The organism is Lutibacter sp. (assembly GCF_016342705.1).
Lineage (GTDB): Bacteria > Bacteroidota > Bacteroidia > Flavobacteriales > Flavobacteriaceae > Lutibacter.
In genome coordinates this window covers 58,324-81,129 of sequence record NZ_JAEINV010000003.1, presented here as the reverse complement: position 1 = coordinate 81,129, position 22,806 = coordinate 58,324, and the positions used below count along the sequence as shown (strand labels likewise).

Sequence of the window (22,806 nt, the reverse complement as noted above, 5' to 3'; positions counted from 1 at the left end):
TCAATCTACAAAATCAATTTAATTATGAATCTTTATTTTAATTCTAAAAAGTTTCAATTAATTACAGCTTTAAGTTTTATACTGGCTTTAACTAGTTGCAAGCAAACAAAAGAAAACGAACAACCTATGGAAGCAAACAATATTTTATTATCTGAATGGACAGGAGATTACGGTGGAACTCCAGCCTTTGATAAAATGAATATTAAAGATATTAAACCAGCCATTGAAAAAGGTATGGCAGAAAAATTAAGTGAAATTGACGCTATAACAAGCAACACAGAGCCTCCAACTTTTGAAAACACCATTGTTCCTTTAGAAAAATCTGGTAAAACGTTAGATAGAGTTTTTACATATTACGGAATTTGGAGTAGCAATATGTCTTCTCCTGAATTTAGAGAAATTGAAAGCGAAATGGCTCCAATTTTATCGGATTTCAATTCTAAAATCTCACAAAATTTAGAATTATTTAAACGTATTAAAACAGTTTATGACAATTCATTAGAAACACCTCTTGAAGAAGATCAACAAAGAGTAGTAAATTTAATTTATGAAGGTTTTGCTATGAATGGCGCTGAATTAGATGATGCAAAAAAAGAGAGATATGCAGCAATAAATAAAGAACTTTCTACTTTGTATACCAATTTTTCTAACAATGTGTTGGCCGATGAAGAAAACTATGTAGAATATTTAACCAAAGAACAATTAGGTGGTTTACCTGAATCTTTAGTAAAAGCAGCTGCAAATGCTGCCAAAGAAAAAGGAAAAGAAGGTATGTATGCAATTACAAATACACGTTCTTCTATGGATCCTTTTTTAACATATTCAACAGAAAGAGCCTTAAGAGAAAAAGTTTGGAAAAATTATTATTCTCGTGGTGATAATGGAGACCAATATGATAATAATGCAAATATTGCTAAAATTTTACAACTTAGAAAAGAGCGTGTTGGATTACTAGGGTTTGATAACTATGCTAATTGGCGTTTACAAAACAGAATGGCTAAAACTCCAGAAAATGCAATGGCTTTAATGAATGCTGTTTGGCCAGCTGCAATTGCCAGAGTAAAAGAAGAAGTTGCGGATATGCAAGCTGTTGCTGATAAAAATGGAGACAAAATAACCATTGAACCTTGGGATTACAGATATTATGCTGAGAAAGTTAGGAAATTAAAATACGATTTAGATTCTGATGAAGTAAAACAATACTTGCAATTAGATAAATTAACACAAGCATTATTTTTTGTTGCTGACGAATTATTTAACTATAAATTTACACCAGTTCCTGAAGGGTCAGTTTCAGTTTTTCAAGAAGATGTAAAAGTTTGGGAAGTTACTAATAAAACTACTGGAGAACATATTGGTTTATGGTATTTAGATCCGTTTGCGCGTCAAGGAAAAAGATCTGGTGCTTGGGCAAATACATATAGAAGTCATACAACTTTTGATGGAAATAAAACTGTTTTAGGTTCCAACAATTCAAACTTTGTAAAACCAGCACCGGGTGAACCTGTATTAGTTTCTTGGGATGATGCAACTACTTTTTTACATGAATTTGGTCATGCCTTACATTTCTTTTCATCAAACGTAAAATATCCAACATTAAATGGTGGTGTAAGAGATTATACAGAATTCCAAAGTCAGGTTTTAGAACGCTGGTTATCAACTGATAAAGTTATTAATCAATTTTTAGTACATTACAAAACAGGAAAACCAATGCCTGCAGAATTAATTGCTAAGATTAAAAAATCTGCAACTTTTAACCAAGGATTTTCAACAACTGAATATTTAGCATCAGCAATTATGGATATGAAATTTCATATGGCTGACCCAACAAATATTGATGTTGATGCATTTGAAAGAGAAACTTTAGCAGCATTAAATATGCCTAAAGAATTGGTGATGCGTCATAGAACACCACATTTTGGACATGTATTTTCTGGTGAAGGATACGCAACAGCGTACTATGGATATATGTGGGCAGATGTTTTAACTGCCGATGCTGCCGAAGCCTTTGCTGAAGCTCCAGGAGGATTTTATGACAAAGAATTGGCCGCTAAAATGGTAAAATATTTATTTGCACCTAGAAATTCCGTAGATCCTGCTGAAGCATATAGAAACTTTAGAGGAAGAGATGCAAAAATTGAAGCCCTTATGAGAGATAGAGGATTTCCAATTCCAAAAAAATAAAACTATTTCAACAATTTTATCAAAAGGGAGTACGGAAACGCACTCCCTTTTTTCTTTGTTATTATCTTATTAATTAGTAACTTGTATAGTCAAATTATGCTTCAATTAAATATTTGAAAATTATGAAACAGACACCTTTAAAAATAGCTTCAAAAAAAATAGTGAGCACCCTTTCTCTGCTATTTTTGTTTACTTTTTTAATTCAAACTAATGGTTTTTCTGCAACAACAATTAAAAAAGATACCGTTGAATTTAAACAATACCAAGGTGTTGTTATTGATAGTAAAACCAAAAAAGAATTGGTTTATGCCACCATTACGGTTAGCGGAACAAACATTAGTACAATTACAAATTCGCAAGGTGATTTCTCTATAAAAATCCCTACAGTTTACCTTACAAATAAAATTATAGTTTCATATTTAGGATATACTAGTCAGGTAATTGATATTCAAAATTTAGCCGAAAATAATAATATCATAAAACTTGAAACTTATATTGAAGAACTTTCCGAAGTGAAAATTGAAGTAAAAGATGCCAAATCACTTGTACTGGAAATGCTAAAAAGAAGGAGTCAAAATTATTTTTCTGAACAAACTACAATGACTGGTTTTTATAGAGAAACTATTAAAAAAAGAAGAAGTTATGTGTCACTTTCTGAAGCTGTTGTAGAAATATATAAGCAATCTTATTCCAACTCAAAAAATGATATATTAAAATTATACAAGGCTAGAAAAAGTACTGACTATAACAAATTAGATACCATTACTTTAAAATTACAAGGCGGACCATTTAGTGCTTTGTATATGGATATCATTAAAAATCCTAATTTATTTTTTAGTGAAGAAGGAACAGATAGTTATGATTTTCATTTTGATGCTGCTACAAAAATTGACAACAAACCAGTTTATGTAGTTAGTTTTGCGCCGAAACCACATATTGAAGATCCTCTTTATATTGGTAAATTGTATATTGAAGCAAAATCATTAGCATTAAAAAGTGCCACCTTCCAATTAGATTTAAAAGATATAGAAAAAGCAGCAAGATTATTTGTTGTTAAAAAGCCAAACAGAGCGGATGTTATTCCAATTGAAGCCAATTATCACGTAGATTATAGAGAGAAAAACGGCGAATGGTTTTATGGTTATAGCAGAATTGAATTAGGCTTTAAAATTGATTACGATAAAAGATTGTTTAATTCCGTTTATTACTTAACTATGGAAATGGCAATTACAGATTGGGAAAAAAACGAAGAAAATATGTCGCTCAAATATAAAGACAGATTTAAATCTAATGCAATTTTAAGCGATGAAGCATCCGGCTTTAGTGATCCAGAATTTTGGGGAGAATATAATGTAATTGAACCTGAAAAACCGATTGAATCTGCCATTAAAAAAATTCAAAAACAACTTAAAAAATCAAATTAAATTAATAGCTATAAAATTTCTTTAACAAAAAAAGCCATATTGTAACAAATATGGCTTTTTCTTTAACAAATATTTAAGAAATTTTGAAGTTTCATTTAATAATTTCAGCGCTTAATAATTATGCAATCAAACTTCATATTAATGACAAAACGAATTCTAACTTCAATTTTAACACTATTGTTAATTATAGGAGTATCGACTAGTGCCGAAGCACAAAAGAAAAAGAAAAACAAAGAGGATAAAGAAGCTCCAACTCCTCCAAAACCAAAAAAAGGAGAAATTGAACCTTATTCCAAAGTTATAACTAGCGAAGCTAAAACTGATGAAGGTTTATTTAAAGTTCATTTTTTAGATGATAAATATTTTTTTGAAATTCCTGATTCTTTGATGGAACGAGAAATGTTAATGGTAACTCGTATTGCTAAAAACACATCAAACAATGCAAGTTTTGGTGGTCAAAAAACAAATACACAAGTTTTACGTTGGCAAAAAAAAGATAAAAACATTATTTTAAGAGTTGTCTCGCACAACATTGTGGCCGATGAAGAATTACCTATTCATGAAGCTGTTGTAAATTCAAATTTTGAACCTGTTTTATTTTCTTTTCCGATTAAAGCATTTACTGATGATAAAAAAGCAACAGTTATAGATGTTACAGAATTATTTTCTACGGATGTAAAACCATTAGGCTTGCCAGAATATGTTAGAAAAGGTTATAAGATTTCACGACTAGAAACAAAAACATCCTTTATTGAAAGCATAAAAAGTTATCCTTTAAATATTGAATCTCGTCATGTAAAAACATATGTTGCAAGTGAGCCACCTTCTAATTCAAGCACAGGAACAGTTTCTGTTGAAATGAGTAACTCCATGATTTTACTTCCAAAAGAACCAATGAAACGAAGAATTTTTGACGAAAGAGTTGGTTGGTTTACTACAAGTCAAACAGATTATGGGTTAGAAGCTCAAAAAAGTAAAGAAATTACATTCTTAGATCGTTGGAGATTAGAAATTAAAGATGAAGACATTGAGAAATTTAAAAATGGTGAATTAGTAGAACCAAAAAAACAAATTGTTTATTATATAGATAGAGCAACACCAAAAAAATGGATACCATATATTAAAGCCGGTATTGAAGATTGGCAAGTTGCCTTTGAAGCTGCTGGATTTAAAAATGCCATTATTGCAAAAGATCCACCGTCAAAAGAAGAAGATCCAGAATGGACTCCAGAAGATGTGCGTTATTCAGTTGTAAGATATTTAGCTTCACCAATTGCAAATGCAAATGGTCCTCACGTAAGCGATCCACGCTCTGGTGAAATATTAGAATCTGACATAAACTGGTATCATAATGTAATGAGTTTATTACAAGGATGGTTTTTTGTACAAACCGCAGCTATAAATCCAGAAGCTCAGGGAGCAGAATTTGAAGATGATGTGATGGGAAGATTAATACGTTTTGTATCATCACATGAAGTAGGTCATACTTTAGGTTTACCACACAATATGGGAAGCAGTGCTGCTTATCCTGTAGATTCTTTAAGATCTGCCACTTTTACTAAAAAACATAGTACAGCGCCTTCTATTATGGATTATGCTCGTTTTAATTATGTAGCGCAACCAGGCGATAAAGATGTTGCTTTAAATCCAAATATTGGAGTGTATGATAAGTACGCAATGAGTTGGGGATATCGCCCAATTTTAGAAGCTAAAACTGCTGAGGAGGAAAAACCAATTTTAGATAGCTGGATTTTAAAACATGCTGGAGATCCATTATACAGATTTGGACATCAACAAGCAGGAAGTGTAGTAGATCCAAGTTCTCAAACTGAAGATTTAGGTGATGATGCTATAAAAGCAAGTGCTTACGGAATTGCAAATTTAAAAATAATTGTTCCTAATTTAATTAAATGGACAGCTGAAAAAGGTAAAAATTATGATGATTTAGAAACTATGTATGGTCATGTAATTGCTCAGTTTAACAGATATATGGGTCACGTTTCATCTAATTTAGGTGGTGTTTACGAAAACTATAAAACCTATGATCAAGAAGGTTTAGTGTATACTCATGTGGATAAAGCGCATCAAAAAAATTGTTTAAACTTTATTAATGAACAATTATTTGCAACACCTAATTGGTTAATAGATAAAGAAATTATTGGTAGAACTGAATATTCTGGAATTACAGAAAGAATTAGAAGTATTCAAGTTAGAACCTTAACTAATATTCTAGACATAGGTACTATGATGCGAATGATTGAAAACGAAACTTTAAACGGAAACAAAGCGTATACATTAATAAGTATGATGACCGATTTAAGAAATGGTATTTGGTCTGAATTAAATTCTGGAAAAGATATTGATACGTATAGAAGAAATTTACAAAGAGCCCATGTTGAAAGACTTGCGGAATTGTTAAATTCTAAAGATGTTAAAGTAAGTAGTCGTAAATCAAGTTATGTAAAAACAACTGCTGTAACGGTTAAAGAATCTGATATTATTCCAATTGTTAGAGGAGAATTGAATAGAATTAAAAAAGATGCTTACAGAGCTTCTTTAGCTACAACTAACACTGTTAAAAAATATCATTTACAAGATATTTCTGAAAGAATAGAAGCTATTTTAAATCCAAAAGGTTAATAATAGAATAGGTTTTTATAAAAACAAAAAAGGCTCTCAAAAATTTGAGAGCCTTTTTTTATATGTATTATTTTTTACATCATTCCTGGCATTCCTCCACCCATTGGAGGCATTGCAGGAGTGTCTTCTTTAATGTCAACAAGCGTACAAGCAGTTGTTAAAATCATTCCAGCTACAGAAGCAGCATTTTCTAACGCAATTCTTGTAACTTTAGTTGGATCAATAATTCCGGCTTTTAGCATTTTTGTATACTCATCTGTTTTAGCATTGTATCCAAAATCACCTTTACCTTCCATTACTTTTGCTACAACTACAGAACCTTCTCCTCCGGCGTTTTCAACAATTTGACGTAATGGCTCTTCAATAGCTCTTGCTAAAATTTTAACACCAGTTAATTCGTCTAAATTGTCTGTAGTAATAGTTTTTAAAACATCAATTGTTCTAACCAAAGCAACTCCACCACCAGCAACAATTCCTTCTTCAACAGCAGCACGTGTTGCGTGTAAAGCATCATCAACTCTATCTTTTTTCTCTTTCATTTCAACTTCACTAGCAGCTCCAACATATAAAACAGCAACTCCACCAGCTAATTTAGCTAAACGTTCTTGTAGTTTTTCTTTGTCGTAATCTGAAGTTGTAGTTTCAATCTGAGCTTTAATTTGGTTTACCCTAGCTTTAATATCTTCAGGATTACCTGCTCCATTTACAACTGTAGTGTTATCTTTATCAATAGTAATTCTTTCTGCGGTACCCAACATATCAATAGTTGTGTTCTCTAAAGTCAATCCTCTTTCTTCAGCAATTACAGTTCCACCTGTTAAAATTGCAATATCTTCTAACATTGCTTTTCTTCTGTCTCCAAAACCAGGAGCTTTTACAGCTGCAATTTTTAAAGCACCACGTAATTTATTCATTACTAATGTTGCTAAAGCTTCACCTTCAACATCTTCAGCAATAATTAATAATGGTTTTCCGCTTTGAGCAACTGGCTCTAAAATTGGTAATAAATCCTTAAGATTTGTAATTTTCTTTTCAAATAATAAAATGTAAGGATTTTCTAAATCGGTTAACATTTTATCTGCATTTGTAACAAAATATGGTGAAAGATACCCTCTATCAAATTGCATTCCTTCAACAATATCAACATAAGTAGCAGTTCCTTTTGCTTCTTCAACAGTAATTACTCCTTCTTTTCCTACTTTTTTAAATGCTTGAGCAATTAATTCTCCAATGGTATCATCGTTATTTGCTGAAATAGATGCTACTTGTTTAATTTTATCTGAATTGTTACCAACTTCTTGAGATTGTGCTCTTAAATTTGCAACAATAGCTTCAACAGCTTTGTCAATTCCGCGTTTTAAATCTAATGGATTTGCACCAGCAGCCACATTTTTCAATCCTTCTTTAACAATAGCTTGTGCTAAAACGGTTGCTGTTGTTGTTCCATCACCTGCTAAATCGTTGGTTTTAGATGCAACTTCTTTCACCATTTGAGCGCCCATATTTTCTAATGGATCTTCTAATTCAATTTCTTTAGCAACGGTTACACCATCTTTTGTAATTATTGGTCCCCCAAAAGATTTTCCAATAACAACATTTCTTCCTTTTGGTCCTAATGTTACTTTAACTGCATTTGCCAAAGCATCTACCCCACGTTTTAAACCATCACGTGCTTCAATATCAAATATTATATTTTTTGCCATTTTATTTTATTTTTTAATATTTAAACAATTGCTAAAATATCGCTTTCTCTCATAATTAAATAGTCAGTATTATCAACTACTAGTTCAGTTCCTGCATATTTACCATATAAAACGGTATCACCAACTTTAACTGTCATTGGTTCGTCTTTTAATCCGTTACCAACTGCAATTACAGTTCCTTTTTGCTGTTTTTCTTTTGCTGAATCTGGAATAATTAATCCTGACGCTGTTGTTTTTTCAGCTGGAAGAGGTTCTACTAAAACTCTATCTGATAATGGTTTAATATTAATTTTATTCATTTTTAATTAGTTTAAAAAATTATTAATTCTGTGAATTAAATGGTCTAAAAGTGTGCCAAGGTTTTAAAACTGACAAATGTACTTTTTAAGTGTTGTTTAAAAACAAAAAATGCCAACGTGTCATTTACGTTGGCATTTTCTAAAATATTATTTATGTACAATTATTGAACAGTATCTTGCGTAGTTGCAGGAGCTGTTGTTTCAATTGGTGCACTTTGAACTTCTCTATTTTGAAGTGTATTTTCAATTTCTGAACTAGTATCAACTGCATTTGGTTTTGGTGCAGCAAAATTAGATAATAAAATTAGTGCTAATAATACTACTGAAAGTGTCCAAGTACTTTTATCTAAAAAGTTAGTAGTATTCTGAACACCACCTAATGATTGTGATCCACCACCACCAAATGAAGAAGATAATCCTCCACCCTTAGGATTTTGAACCATAATAATTAATATTAGCAAAAATGCTACTATCATAATTAGAACTAAAAATAATGTATACGTCATGACTTATTTTTTTGTAAAATTTTTATTGCTTTAATTCGGTTTGCAAAGAAACTACTTTTTTCTGGATATTTCAAACTTAAAATGCGGTAAGCTTGCAGTGCATTATCATATTTTTTTTGTTCAAGGTAAACTTTGGCTAAAGTTTCGGTCATTAAACTTTCATTTTGATGATTACTTTCACTAGAAACATCAATATTTACGGCTTGTTTATCTACTGGTTTAATTTTAGGATTAGCTTCTATAAACTTATCAATTAAACTAAACTTATCTTCAATTTTTGATGAAATTTCTTCAGTTTCAGGAACTTTTTCTACTCTCTCAATTGGTTTTTGAGAAATTAACTGCATCCATTCATTAAAGGAATGCGGCTCAGAGTCACTAAACTGTAATGGTTTTCCTATTTCTAAAACTTCATTCACATCTTCTGTTTCAACCAATTTATTTTCTTCCTTTTCACTTTTTTCAACAAAATTAGTTGGTGTTTCTTTTGGTGGTTTTGGTTTAAACAAGTTAGTTATTCTAGTATGAAGAACTTTTATGGTTTCTGGCTCAATAACCTCAATTTCTTCTAAAATTTCAATTTCTTTTGAATTTTTTTTATCGAAACTCTTAGATGTTATATATTCAAATAGTACTTTTCTATCTATAGTATATGCTGCAGTTTTTTTTAGCGCTTCGTTATATTTAAAATTGTTATTTTTTTTAAAACTCTTTAATTGCACTGCTTTTACAGCTTGAAAATAAGGAAATTCATGAATAATACTCTCTAATACTTCAGATGATATAGCATCAGTATTTTCAGAATTATCCAATAAATTATTAAATTCAGTACTATTCATTTTTTACCATTTTGCTACAGAAGCATTAAAAATATCTTGTGTTATACGTTCAATAATTTCACTAAAAGCATCTTCTAACGCACTCCCTGAAAGAATTACATTTGCATCATAATCATAGTAATGTGAAAATGATTGTTCAAAATTATCATCTTCAAATTTATTGTTGAAAAAGCGAACATTTACGGTAATTGTTAACCTGTTTTGGGCTGCAGTTTGAGCTGCAGTAGCTGTCATTGGGTTAATTTTGTATCCTGTAATTTCACCTTCAAACTGTAAGTCTCCACCAGATTTTACTAAATCTAAATTGGTTTGTCTTAAAAACAAATCTTGTAAATCAGTTGTAAATTTCTGACTTAAACTTGGCTCAACTAATACAGCATTATTGGGAAAATAATCTATTTGAATTGTTTTTACATCTGGTTGAATATTTGTTCCTGTAAAAGAATAAATACCACAACTTTGAACTATAAAAGATAAAATTAATAAAACTACTATCTGTATTTTTTTCATTTATGAAATTGCTTTTTTTAAAATGTTTTCAAATTTAGGTATTTTAACTATAAATCGTATTGTTTAATTTTTCTATATAAAGTTCTTTCTGAAATACCCAACTCTTTTGCGGCTAATTTTCTTTTGCCATTATTACGTTCTAACGATTTTTTAATCAATTCTATTTCCTTTTCTTGAATTGATAAACTTTCATCAGCATCTATAGTTTCCGCAAATTCGTATTCTGTAGATTCATCATATTTTTCGTTTAAACGAACAACTTCAACATGATTTTCTTCTTGTTGCTGAGAAGGAACTTCGTTGTATATTTTTTTAATTAAATTTTTATTTTCTTCCTGAACCTTTTCTGCATCACCACTTTGCATTAACTCTAATGTAAGTTTTTTAAGATCGTTAATGTCATTTCTCATATCAAAAAGAACTTTGTACATTATTTCACGCTCTGAGCTAAAATCACTGTTGTTTTTTTTATTTTCAATTACAGAAGGTAAGTTAGTTCCTTTAGTAGGTAAATATTGTTGTAAACTAATTGGTGTAATTATTCTATTTTCCTCAACTACTGAAATTTGTTCGGCAATATTTTTTAGTTGACGAATATTTCCAGGAAAACCGTAATTTTCTAAAACTTTTACAGCTTCATCAGTTAGCCTAACGCCTGGCATATTATATTTTTGAGCAAAATCTGAAGCAAATTTTCTAAATAACAAATGAATATCACTTAAACGCTCTCTTAAAGGAGGTAAATGAATCTCAATAGTACTTAATCGGTAATATAAATCCTCTCTAAACTTTCCTTTATTTATTGCTTGATGCATATTTAGATTTGTAGCGGCTACAATTCTAACATTGGTTTTTTGAATTTCAGACGAACCAACTTTTATAAATTCTCCATTTTCTAAAACACGTAATAATCTTACTTGTGTTGTTAATGGCAATTCTCCAACTTCATCTAAAAAAATAGTACCGCCATCAGCCACTTCAAAATAACCCTTACGCGAAGCTGTTGCACCAGTAAAAGACCCTTTCTCATGTCCAAATAACTCACTATCAATGGTTCCTTCAGGAATTGCACCACAGTTTACAGCAATATATTTGGCGTGTTTGCGATGTGATAAAGCATGAATTATTTTTGGGATATTTTCTTTTCCAACACCACTTTCACCTGTAACTAACACTGAAATATCTGTAGGAGCAACTCTTACTGCTTTTTCTAACGCTCGGTTTAAATGCATATCGTTTCCAATAATGCCAAAGCGTTGTTTTATTGCTTGTAATGAATCCATAATTTTAAATTCTTTTCCCTAATAGTGTTGCAGAAGTACAATCTTCTATATAAATATTTACAAAATCACCAATTTGTTCATCTCCTTTTGGAAAAACAACTGTGGCGTTTTGAGAATTTCTTCCTTTCCAATGCGCATCCGATTTTTTTGATGAACCTTCAATTAAAACCTCTACAGTTTTACCAACAAATTTTTGGGTATTATATAAGCTGTATTTTTGTTGTAAAAGAATTATTTCAGCCAGGCGCCTTTTTTTAACTTCTAAAGGAATATCATCAACCATTTTTTTCTCGGCAGCTGTTCCAGGTCGTTCAGAATAAGCAAACATAAAACCAAAATCGTATTTCACGTACTCTATTAAACTTAATGTTTCTTGGTGTTCTTCTTCTGTTTCACCACAAAAACCTGTCATCATATCTTGTGAAATAGAGCAATCTGGTAGAATCCTTCTAATATTGTCTACTAATTCCATATATTCTTCTCTAGTATGTTGACGATTCATTCTTTGTAAAACAGCCGTACTTCCAGATTGAACCGGTAAGTGAATATATTTACAAATATTTTCGTGCTTTGCCATTGTATAAATAACATCTAAACTCATATCTTGAGGGTTAGATGTTGAAAATCTAAAACGCGTTTTTGGAAATTCAGCAGCTACTAAATCTAATAAATGTGAAAAATCTACCGCTGTGGCTTGGGCTATTTCTGAAGCATTTTTAAAATCCTTTTTTAATCCGCCGCCATACCAAAGATAACTATCTACATTTTGACCAAGAAGTGTAATTTCTTTATAATTATTATCTACTAGCTGTTTAATTTCTTCAACAATACTTTTCGGATCTCTACTTCTTTCTCTTCCTCTGGTAAACGGAACAACGCAAAAAGTGCACATGTTGTCACAACCTCTTGTTATTGAAACAAATGCAGATACTCCATTGCTATTTAAACGAACAGGAGAAACATCTCCATAGGTTTCTTCTTTAGATAGAATTACGTTTACAGCATCACGTCCAGCTTCTACTTCTTCCAATAAATTAGGTAAATCTCTGTATGAATCTGGCCCAACCACTAAATCTACTATTTTTTCTTCTTCTAAAAATTTAGCTTTTAAGCGTTCTGCCATACAACCTAAAACCCCCACTTTCATAGTTGGATTTATTTTTTTTACAGCATTGTATTTTTCCAATCGTTTACGAACAGTTTGTTCTGCTTTTTCCCTAATTGAGCAGGTATTTACCAAAACCAAATCCGCTTCTTCTAATAAATGTGTTGTATTATATCCTTGATCAGCAAGGATAGCTGCAACAATTTCACTGTCATTTAAATTCATGGAGCAACCATAACTTTCAATAAAAAGTTTTTTATGATTTCCTTCCTTATTTTCAGTTAAAAGCGCTTGTCCTTGCTTTTTTTCTTCTATTACTTTATCGGCACTCATATGTTTTATTTGGTTTGCAAAGATATAACCAAAAAATTAAAATCGTGACAATTTGGCAGAATTTTAACAATCAATTAAAGTGATAAATAAACCCAATAAAAAATAATCTAAATAGTTTCTGGAACTATTTAAATCTTCACTGTAGCGTTTTTATGTTTTTTATCGTATTGATTTATATAATTTTGAATTAAATTTAAACAAATGAAATATTCTTAAAATGAAAACAAAATTAATAGTACTTATCTTAAACTTAGCACTTATCTTTTCATGCACTAAAAATAATGAGGGCCTTGAAACCGTAAATGTTGCTAAGCCTCAATTTATGAGTTTAACGGCGTTTAGGTCTTCTGTAAAAATTGAGGAGCCTAAAAGCATCACAGAATCTGGAAAAATTTATGCTTTTAATAATTTGGTTTTAGTAAATGATGTTAATGAAGGAATTCATATTATAGATAATTCAAATCCAAATAGCCCAAAGAAAATTGCATTTATAAAAATAATTGCTAATAAGGATATGGAAATTAAGGACAATTATTTATACGCAGACAGCTTAATGGATTTATTGGTTTTTGACATTTCAGATCTTAATAATATTAAGGAAGTTTCGCGTCTAAATGATGTTTTTCCAACTTATATACCAATGCCATTTATGGATAACTTAATATTAGATTATAACACAAGTGGAAATGTTCAAAACGGTGTAATTGTAAAATGGACAATAACTCAAGAATTAAGAAGTAAGGAAGAAATAAATACAATTAGAAATAATACAGATATGATTTTTACTATGAATATGGCTTCTGCCGCTTCTACTGGGCAAGGTGGATCATTGGCTAGATTTAAAATTGTAAACGAGTATTTATATGCCGTTGATAGTCATAATATTAATATTTTTAATATTCAAAATTTAAATGCTCCAAGTTTATCAAAAACCGTTTTTGCTGGGTATGATATAGAAACTATTTTTTATAATGGAAATAATTTGTTTTTAGGAAGTATGAGTGGTATGTATGTTTACAATATTGAATTTCCAAACAATCCTCAATTTATTTCTGAATTTAAACACGGAACAGCTTGTGATCCGGTTGTGGTAGACGAAAAATATGCATACATAACATTGCGTGCTGGTAATAATTGTGGTGCTTTTGAAAGTAGTTTGCAAATTGTTGATATTTCAAATATTGAAAAACCATTTTTGGTAAAATCATACGCAATGGTAGGTCCATATGGATTAGGTGTTAAAGATGAAAAACTATTTATTTGTGATGGAGATGATGGTTTAAAAGTATATGATAAAACAGATATAAGTAATTTAAAACTCTTAAATCATTTTGAAAATATAAATACATATGATGTCATTCCGATGGAAAATCACTTACTTATGATTGGGGATAAAATATTGTATCAGTACAAATATTCTAACAATGGCATCACATTATTGAGTGAGTTTAAATTAATTTAAAATCAATTTTCATCAATAAAAACAGGCCATACAGCCTGTTTTTTTGTTTTTTTACAAATAGTTTTTCATAATTATTAAAAATCTTATATACATTTGCAATCCAAAATCACATATAATATATGTGGTGTATTTTAAGAAAAAGAAAAGATTTATGGCAAAAAATTTAGTAATAGTAGAGTCACCAGCAAAAGCAAAAACAATTGAAAAGTTTTTAGGAAAAGATTTTCAAGTAGAATCCAGCTTTGGTCATATTGCTGATTTACCTTCAAAAGAAATTGGAATAAATGTAGATGGAGATTTCATGCCAAATTACAGAGTGCCTTCAGATAAAAAAGCACTTGTTAAAAAATTAAAAGATTTATCTAAAAAAGCTGAAATGGTTTGGCTAGCATCAGATGAGGATCGTGAAGGAGAGGCAATTGCATGGCATTTATTTGAGCAATTAAAATTAAAAGATGCTAATACAAAACGTATTGTATTTCACGAAATTACCGAAAAAGCAATTTTAAAAGCAGTTGAAAACCCTAGAACTATTGATTATAACTTAGTAAACGCTCAACAAGCACGTAGAGTTTTAGATAGATTAGTAGGATATGAACTTTCACCTGTTTTATGGAGAAAAGTTAAAGGAGGTTTATCTGCAGGACGCGTTCAATCGGTTGCTGTCAGACTAATTGTTGAAAGAGAAAGAGATATTATAAATTTTGTTCCACAAGCTTCTTATAAAGTGGTTGCTGAATTTTTATCAGAAGAAGGTAAAAAGTTTAAAGCATCTATTCCTAAAAACTTTGAAACTAAAGAAGAAGCTCAAACTTTTTTAAATTCATCAATTGGAGCTAAATTTAAAGTTGAAGATTTACAAAAAAAACCAGCTAAAAAATCACCTGCTGCACCTTTTACAACATCAACTTTACAACAAGAAGCATCAAGAAAATTAGGTTTTCCTGTTGCAAAAACTATGATGATTGCACAACGTTTATATGAAGCCGGTTTAATTACCTATATGAGAACGGACAGTGTAAATTTATCTGAAGATGCAAAAAATGATGCCCAACAAGAAATAATTTCATCCTACGGCAAAAAATATAGTAAGCCAAGAAACTACAATACAAAAACAAAAGGTGCACAAGAAGCACACGAAGCTATTAGGCCAACAAGTATGAGCCAACAAACTATTAATGTTGATTTTGATCAAAATAGATTGTATGATTTAATTTGGAAAAGAACTATTGCTTCACAAATGAGTAGCGCACAAGTAGAGCGCACAAACGTTAGAATTGCTAATAACAATAACGAGAGCATTTTTACAGCAAATGGTGAAATGATTAAGTTTGAAGGGTTTTTAGCCGTTTATTTGGAAGGAAATGACAATGAAGATGAAGAACAAGAAGGTATGTTGCCAAAACTAGCCATTGGAGAAAACCTAGTAAATAAATATATTACTGCAACTGAACGTTACACAAAAGGCCCTTATAGATTTACAGAAGCATCTTTAGTTAAAAGTTTAGAAGAATTAGGTATTGGTAGACCATCCACGTATGCGCCAACCATTTCTACTATTCAAAAAAGAGAATACGTTCAAAAAGGAACTATTGAAGGAGATGACAGAAATTATACGGAGCTAAAATTAAAAGGGAAAGAAATTATCACTAAAATTTTAACCGAAAAAGTTGGTTCAGATAAAGGAAAATTAGTTCCAACAGATATTGGTAATATTGTAAACGATTTTTTAGTTGAAAATTTTTCAAGTATTCTAGATTTTGGGTTTACAGCTAAAGTTGAATCTGAATTTGATGATATTGCTGAAGGAAAGGAAGATTGGATAAAAATGATTAAAGATTTTTATAAAAAATTCCACCCAAATGTTGAGCATGTTGCTGAAAATGCAGACAGAGCAAAAGGAGAGCGTTTACTTGGTATTGATCCAGAATCTGGTAAAAACGTATATGCGCGCTTAGGTAGGTTTGGCGCTATGGTTCAAATTGGAGAAGCTACAGATGAGGAAAAACCGAAATTCGCAAGTTTATTAGTAGATCAAAATTTATCTACAATAACATTTGAAGAAGCAATGGATTTATTTAAGCTCCCAAAAACAGTTGGAAACTATGAGAAAAAACCAGTAGAAGTTGCTATTGGTAGATTTGGTCCTTACGTAAAATTTGATGACATGTATGTTTCCATCCCAAAAGATGAAAACCCTATGGAAGTAGATTTAGCCAGAGCAATTGAATTAATTGAAGAAAAGCGAGAATCAGATGCCCCAATTGCAACCTACGAAGACTTGCCAGTTCAAAAAGGAGTTGGTAGATTTGGTCCTTTTATTAAATGGAATAACACTTTTATTAATGTAAATAAAAAATATGATTTTGATAATTTATCTAAAAGCGATATAAAACTATTAATTGAAGATAAAAAAAGAAAAGATATAGAGAAAGTAATTCAAAATTGGCCAGAAGAAAAGATTACTGTTGAAAAAGCACGATGGGGAAGATTTAATATTATTAAAGGAAAAACGAAGATAGAATTAGCCAAAACTGTAGATGCAGCCAATTTAACATTAGAAGAAGTAAAAGAAATAATTGAAAAAAATGCTCCTAAAAAGAAAACAACAAGGAGTAAAAGTTCCAAAAAATAATTTTTTTTAATTATCTTGGCACCGAAAAAGAAAGTTTTAACCCCTAAAAATGAATTTCGAATACCTAAGTCCTATTGATGATGCATTGTTAATGCATTCAAAAATGCAATCCAACAAACCCATTGGTCAGTGTATTGATATTTATACTACTCTAGGTGAATTTCCTGATTTAGAAGGTAAAAAAATAGCTATAATTGGTGTTGAAGAAGATCGTAGTGCAATTGATAATTATGGCACTGGTAATAACTTAGATACTGTTAGAAAAGAATTTTATTCTTTATATCCTGGAAATTGGCCTATAAACCTTGTTGATTTAGGAAATATTAAGAAAGGTAACTCTATAGAAGACACTTATTTTGCCCTAAAAAGCATCCTATCAAGTTTAATTAAAAATAAAATTATTCCAATCATTCTTGGAGGCGGTCAAGATTTAACCTACGCAAACTATAGAGCCTATGATGTTTTAGAACAAACCGTAAATTTGGCTTGTGTAGATAACAAATTTGACTTAGGTTCAATAGAAGCCGATTTAAATTCTCAAACATTTTTAAGCAAAATTGTTATGAATCAACCCTGCAACCTGTTTAATTACAGCAATATAGGGTATCAAACTTATTTCAACTCACAAAATGAAATTGATTTATTAGAAAGCTTATTCTTTGAATCGCATAGATTAGGAGAAGTTTCCAACTCATTACAAATTGTTGAACCAGTTTTGAGAGATGCCGATATAGTTAGTATAGATTTATCTGCAGTAAAAAATTCTGAGGCTCCAGCAAATAATAAAGCTACTCCAAATGGATTTACTGGTGCTGAAATATGCGCAATCTCAAGATACGCAGGGATAAGTGATAAAGTTTCATCCTTTGGAATTTATGAATACAATTCTAAGTACGATAACAAAAACCAAACTGCTCAATTAATTGCCCAAATGATTTGGTATTTCATTGAAGGTGTAAATTATAGAGCAAATGATTACCCTTTTGGTTTGAAGGATAATTATCAGAAATTTATTGTTCCCATAGAAAATGAAGTTTTGAATTTCTTTAAAAGCAACAAAAGTGGAAGATGGTGGATGGAAATAAGTTTAAATGAAAATAATAAATACAAAAGACATGCGTTAATACCTTGTACATATCAAGATTATATTAGCGCTACCGACCAGGAAATTCCTGATAGATGGTTAAATACATTAAAAAAATTAATATAAAATAGCATTAGAATATAATAAAAACTGTTTTTTTTAGTTTTAAACAGATTAAAGAAAATATTGTTTATTAAAATAATTAGTAATAGGTTTGTCTTAAAAGAATAAGAGTATAAAATATGAAGAAAATATCATTGTATATTTTATTAGCTTTAATCATATGGAGTTGTGGATCAAATGATCAAGGAGAGTTAGTTGGTGTACGTTCGGCTAGTAAATGGAATTCTGAAAAACCTTTTGGAATGACATTAATTCCTGGAGGTTCTTTTACAATGGGAAAACAAAGTGAAGATGTTGCAGGATCATTAAGTACCCCTACCAGAACAGTTACAGTTCGTCCTTTTTATATGGATGAAACTGAAATTACAAACAGTGAATACAAAGAATTTGTTTTTTGGGTTAGAGATTCAATAGTAAGAACACAATTAGCCTTGTATTCTGAACTAATGTCTGCCGGCGGAACTCCAGTTCCTGGTTTAGAAGATTATCAATTTTTAAATATTGATGAAACTAAAATGACACCTTACCAAAAGTATATGATGAATACTTATGGAAGTTTAGGAGATTTAAACTCACCAACACAAGGTAAAATGTTAAATTGGGATGCTGATATTATTTGGAATGTAAATGAATTTCCAAGTGAAGAATATACAGAAGTTATGATTGATTCTGTTTTCATGCCAATTGAAGATAGTTTTGAAGGAAGAAGAATGATTAATACCGACAAACTAAAATTTAAGTATTTTTGGTTAGATCAAGAATCAGCTGCAAGAGATAAAGGAGATCGAAGAAAATTTATAAAGCAAGAAGTCGTAAAAGTTTATCCTGACACAACTGTTTGGGTTCGAGATTATAATTATTCTTATAATGACCCAATGCATCAAGATTATTTTTATCATCAAGCCTTTAATGATTACCCTGTTGTAGGTGTAACTTGGATGCAAGCAAAAGCATTTTGTAGATGGAGAACAAAAAAGAAAAATGACTACTTAAGTACCAAAAGAAAATCTACACAAATTCCTCAATTTAGATTAGCAACTGAAGCTGAATGGGAATATGCAGCTAGAGGTGGTCTTGAAAATGCAACATACCCTTGGGGTGGACCATATGCTACTAGTGATAGAGGATGCTTTTTAGCAAACTTTAAACCTACAAGAGGAAATTACTCAGTTGATGGGGCATTGTATACTGTGGAAGCCAAATCCTATTTTCCAAATGATTATGGTTTATACAATATGGCTGGAAATGTTTCAGAATGGACAAATACAGCTTACAGTGAGGCATCCTACTATATTGGATCAACAATGAATCCAAACGTAGAAATGTCTAAAAATCATAGAAAAATTATTCGTGGTGGCTCATGGAAAGATGTAGCTTACTTTTTAGAAGTTAGTACACGCGATTATGAATATGCTGATACAGCAAGAAGTTATATTGGATTCAGAACAGTACAAGACTTTTTGGGAACCAATTTAAGTGGAAAATAATTTTATAAAAAACCAATACCTATTTTATCATGTCACAATCAAAATCAACTAAAAAATTATTTAATATGGCCTATGGCCTAGGTGCATCAGTCGTAATTATTGGTGCTTTATTTAAAATTATGCATTTTAAAATTGGACCATTAACAGGTGGTGTAATGTTAACAATTGGAATGGCTGTAGAAGCTTTAGTTTTTGCTATATCAGCTTTTGAACCAGTAGAAGATGATCTTGATTGGTCTTTAGTTTATCCAGAATTAACTGGTGGAAACATAAGAAATAAAGATGCCGCACAAACAAAAGAAGCACAAAGTTTACTTTCTCAAAAACTTGACTCTATGCTTAAAGAAGCTAAATTAGATGCAACATTAATGCAAAGTTTAGGTGAAAGTATCCAAAATTTTAAAGGAGCAGCTGATAATATAGCACCAGCCGTGAACTCTATTGCAGCTACAACAAAATATAGCGAACAATTATCATTGGCAGCTGCACAAATGGAGTCATTAAACAGTTTATACAAAATTCAATTAGAAAGTTCAAGCAGACAAGCTGATATTAATGAACAAGTTACCGTAAATGCTGGTAAACTAAAAGAGCAAATGGAATCATTAGCTACTAACTTATCTTCTTTAAATGGAGTTTATGGAGGAATGTTATCTGCAATGTCAAATAAAAAATAATTAGTTGTGTATCATAATTATTTATTAACCAAAAAAACTAATTAAAATGGCTTCAGGTAAATTATCACCAAGGCAGAAAATGATTAACCTTATGTATTTAGTATTCATTGCTATGTTAGCAATGCAAATGTCTAAAGAGGTTCTTTCTGCATTTGGTTATATGAATGAAAAATTTTCAGAAACGAATATAACCGCAGATGCTAGAAATACAGCTACATTACAAAATTTAGCTACAAAAGCATCCGAACAACCGGAAAAGTATAAATCACTTTATGAAACCGCTACTAAAGTTAGCGCACTGTCTAAAAGTTTTAGTGACTACTTAGATACTAAAAATTCATTCTTTTTAGAAGAACAGGAAGACCCAAAAGCTTATGAAGCTATGGATAAAACTGATGTAGTTGATAATCACTTTTTTGCCGGAGATAAATATACAAAGGATGGTCAAGAATTTCTTGATCAAATTAATGGTTACCGTGATGGAATCATTAGTTTATTAGGAGAAAACAATACATTATCAAATACCATTGCAAATAGATTTGATACATCTGATCAAGATGTTGAAGGAGGAAAACAACCATGGCTAAAAAACAGGTATGAAGGTTTCCCTTTAATTTCAACAATTACTAACTTAACTTCTATGAAATCAGATATCAAAACAACTGAATCTGAAATCTATAGTTTATTATTAGGCGGTCAGTTAGAAAGTGATGTTTCAATGACAAAATATGAAGCAATTGTAATACCAGAAAAAACAGCATTTTTTCAAGGTGAAACATTTAAAGGTAAAATAGTTTTAGGTAAGGTGGATCCAACGTTAAAACCAAAAAGCGTTAAGGTTAATGGTAGTATGTTACCAGAGTCAAGCCTTCAAGCCGGACAAGTAATGTTAAGCTTTGCCGCAGGATCAGTTGGAGAAAGAGATATTGTTGGAGAATTTATTTTTACCGAAAAAGGGGAAGATATCTCAATTCCAATTAAAAGTAGTTATGCTGTAATTCCTAAACCAAATAGCGCAGTTATTTCAGCAGATAAAATGAATGTGGTTTATAGAGGTGTTGCAAACCCTATGACAATTTCTATACCAGGTGTACCAGACAACTTAGTTGCAGCATCAGGTGCTGGATTATCTAAAGCTAGTGGAACTGGAAAATATATTATGACTCCTAGTTCTGGGTCTGAAGTAAAAATTAGTGTTACTGGAAAGTTACCTGATGGAACAAGTGTTAGTAATTCTCAATCATTTAGAATTAAGGATATTCCATCTCCAAACGGTACTATTAGAAAACAATCTGGTTATGTAAAAATGCCAAGTAGTAGTTTAGAAAATGCTACCGTAGGCGCAGAATTACCAGATTTTGATTTTGATTTATCTTTAAATACTACCGGATTCACAATAAAAGTTCCTGGTCAAGGAGCTGTAGTTGTTAGAGGAGATAGAATGGATAGCGCAGCACAAAAAGCAATTGCAAAATCTAAAAGAGGTGATGTAATTGTAATATTTGATATAAAATCTTCGTTATCAGGAAATAGTTCATATAGAATTAAAGATGCTTCTGCAGTAAGTATAGAAATACAATAATAAAGTTTGTAATGATGAATAAAAGAAATATTGGAATTTTTATTTTGGCTTTTATGCTGATAAATACATTGTATTCGCAATCTAATTTGTTGAATGCCAAAAGACCTTCTGATATTGGTGTTAAAACTGCCGAACAATTGGCTGTTGATAACGATAAACCTTTAGAATATGGTTATGTAGATGATAGAGATATTCTATGGTCTAAAGTAGTATGGGAATATGTTGATTTAAATGAAAAAATAAATTTGCCTTTATATTACCCTGTTGATACTACAAATGTTTCTAAAGAAAGAAGATCTTTATTTGATACACTTTTAAGAGGTATTAAAAATGGAAAAATTACTGAAATTTATGATGATTCCTATTTTACTGCTAAAATGACAAAATCAGAAATTAGTAATAAATTATTTAGAGTTGACACAACTGATGCTGGTTTTGATGAATTAAATGCCGGAAGTACTGATATTAGCGAATATATTGATAAAATAAATTTAACATCACAAGATATTGAAGGGTTTAAAATTAAAGGATTATGGTATTTTGATAAACGCCAAGGTGAACTAAAATATAGAATGCTTGCCCTTGCTCCTGTTGCTCCAGATGTACAAACAATGGGTAGAGAAGATTTAAATATTGATGAACAACTACCTTTATTTTGGGTTTGGTTTCCAGATGCTCGAAATATTTTACATGAAATGAAAGTATTCAATGAAAAAAACTCAGCGTATCCAATTTCATTTGATCACTTATTAAATGCCAGAAGATTTAGTTCCCTTATCTATAGAGAAGAAAACATCTATGGAGATAGAGATGTGGATCAATATGTTAAAGGAAATTCATTATTCCAAGTTATAGAGTCTAATAAAATTAAAGAATATATTAGAAATAAAGAATTAGATATGTGGAACTATTAATACTCCATTTATTAAA

General features: G+C 30.6%; 17 protein-coding genes. 10 read left to right on the top strand and 7 right to left on the bottom strand.

The window, feature by feature from the left end; genetic code table 11:
• Positions 1–24 precede the first annotated feature (24 nt).
• The 3 genes from JEY78_RS03995 (at position 25) to JEY78_RS03985 (ending at position 6,248) form a co-directional block, all read left to right on the top strand.
• Entirely contained in the window at positions 25–2,184 is a 2,160-nt protein-coding gene (locus JEY78_RS03995; RefSeq protein WP_291846955.1) for a M3 family metallopeptidase, read from the top strand.
• Positions 2,185–2,306: 122 nt separating this feature from the next.
• The gene (locus JEY78_RS03990; protein WP_291846952.1) at positions 2,307–3,608 is read left to right on the top strand and encodes a carboxypeptidase-like regulatory domain-containing protein; all 1,302 of its coding nucleotides are present in this window, start codon (positions 2,307–2,309) and stop codon (positions 3,606–3,608) included.
• Positions 3,609–3,749: 141 nt separating this feature from the next.
• Entirely contained in the window at positions 3,750–6,248 is a 2,499-nt protein-coding gene (locus JEY78_RS03985; protein WP_291846950.1) for a zinc-dependent metalloprotease, read from the top strand.
• A gap of 74 nt (positions 6,249–6,322) precedes the next feature.
• On the opposite strand, the gene groL is transcribed toward JEY78_RS03985, so the two are convergent.
• The 7 genes from groL to miaB all read right to left on the bottom strand — a co-directional run bounded on the left by groL (position 6,323) and on the right by miaB (position 12,826).
• Complete coding sequence (gene groL, locus JEY78_RS03980) at positions 6,323–7,951, bottom strand: chaperonin GroEL (RefSeq protein WP_291846948.1); 1,629 nt, start codon at positions 7,949–7,951, stop codon at positions 6,323–6,325.
• A gap of 20 nt (positions 7,952–7,971) precedes the next feature.
• Entirely contained in the window at positions 7,972–8,250 is a 279-nt protein-coding gene (gene groES / locus JEY78_RS03975; protein ID WP_291846946.1) for a co-chaperone GroES, read from the bottom strand.
• Positions 8,251–8,411: 161 nt separating this feature from the next.
• A complete protein-coding gene (secG, locus tag JEY78_RS03970) occupies positions 8,412–8,756 on the bottom strand; it encodes a preprotein translocase subunit SecG (protein ID WP_291846944.1) in 345 nt (114 codons plus the stop codon).
• A complete protein-coding gene (locus tag JEY78_RS03965) occupies positions 8,753–9,595 on the bottom strand; it encodes a hypothetical protein (RefSeq protein ID WP_291846942.1) in 843 nt (280 codons plus the stop codon). Before JEY78_RS03965 ends, secG begins: the two co-directional genes overlap by 4 nt.
• A gap of 3 nt (positions 9,596–9,598) precedes the next feature.
• Positions 9,599–10,105 carry an LptE family protein gene (locus JEY78_RS03960; RefSeq protein ID WP_291846940.1) on the bottom strand — a complete coding sequence of 169 codons (507 nt, stop codon included), beginning with the start codon at positions 10,103–10,105 and terminating at the stop codon, positions 9,599–9,601.
• A gap of 47 nt (positions 10,106–10,152) precedes the next feature.
• Positions 10,153–11,388, bottom strand: coding sequence for a sigma-54-dependent Fis family transcriptional regulator (locus JEY78_RS03955; protein WP_291846937.1), 1,236 nt, complete (start codon positions 11,386–11,388; stop codon positions 10,153–10,155).
• Between the two features lie 4 nt (positions 11,389–11,392).
• A complete protein-coding gene (gene miaB / locus JEY78_RS03950; protein WP_291846934.1) occupies positions 11,393–12,826 on the bottom strand; it encodes a tRNA (N6-isopentenyl adenosine(37)-C2)-methylthiotransferase MiaB in 1,434 nt (477 codons plus the stop codon).
• A 217-nt stretch (positions 12,827–13,043) separates the two neighbouring features.
• Here miaB and JEY78_RS03945 point away from each other — a divergent pair, with 217 nt between their 5' ends.
• From JEY78_RS03945 to gldN, 7 genes are all read left to right on the top strand, one after another.
• Positions 13,044–14,288 (top strand): hypothetical protein, encoded by a 1,245-nt coding sequence (locus JEY78_RS03945; RefSeq protein WP_291846931.1) that lies wholly within the window; start codon positions 13,044–13,046, stop codon positions 14,286–14,288.
• Between the two features lie 151 nt (positions 14,289–14,439).
• Positions 14,440–16,923, top strand: a complete 2,484-nt coding sequence (gene topA, locus JEY78_RS03940; protein ID WP_291846928.1) for a type I DNA topoisomerase — start codon at positions 14,440–14,442, stop codon at positions 16,921–16,923.
• A gap of 49 nt (positions 16,924–16,972) precedes the next feature.
• Positions 16,973–18,133, top strand: a complete 1,161-nt coding sequence (locus tag JEY78_RS03935; RefSeq protein ID WP_291846925.1) for a formimidoylglutamase — start codon at positions 16,973–16,975, stop codon at positions 18,131–18,133.
• A gap of 116 nt (positions 18,134–18,249) precedes the next feature.
• Complete coding sequence (gene gldK / locus JEY78_RS03930) at positions 18,250–19,617, top strand: gliding motility lipoprotein GldK (RefSeq protein WP_291846923.1); 1,368 nt, start codon at positions 18,250–18,252, stop codon at positions 19,615–19,617.
• Between the two features lie 29 nt (positions 19,618–19,646).
• Positions 19,647–20,294, top strand: coding sequence for a gliding motility protein GldL (gene gldL / locus JEY78_RS03925; RefSeq protein WP_291846920.1), 648 nt, complete (start codon positions 19,647–19,649; stop codon positions 20,292–20,294).
• 46 nt (positions 20,295–20,340) lie between these two features.
• The gene (gldM, locus tag JEY78_RS03920) at positions 20,341–21,876 is read left to right on the top strand and encodes a gliding motility protein GldM (protein ID WP_291846917.1); all 1,536 of its coding nucleotides are present in this window, start codon (positions 20,341–20,343) and stop codon (positions 21,874–21,876) included.
• Positions 21,877–21,887: 11 nt separating this feature from the next.
• Positions 21,888–22,790, top strand: a complete 903-nt coding sequence (gldN, locus tag JEY78_RS03915; protein WP_367158765.1) for a gliding motility protein GldN — start codon at positions 21,888–21,890, stop codon at positions 22,788–22,790.
• The last annotated feature ends 16 nt before the right edge of the window (positions 22,791–22,806 follow it).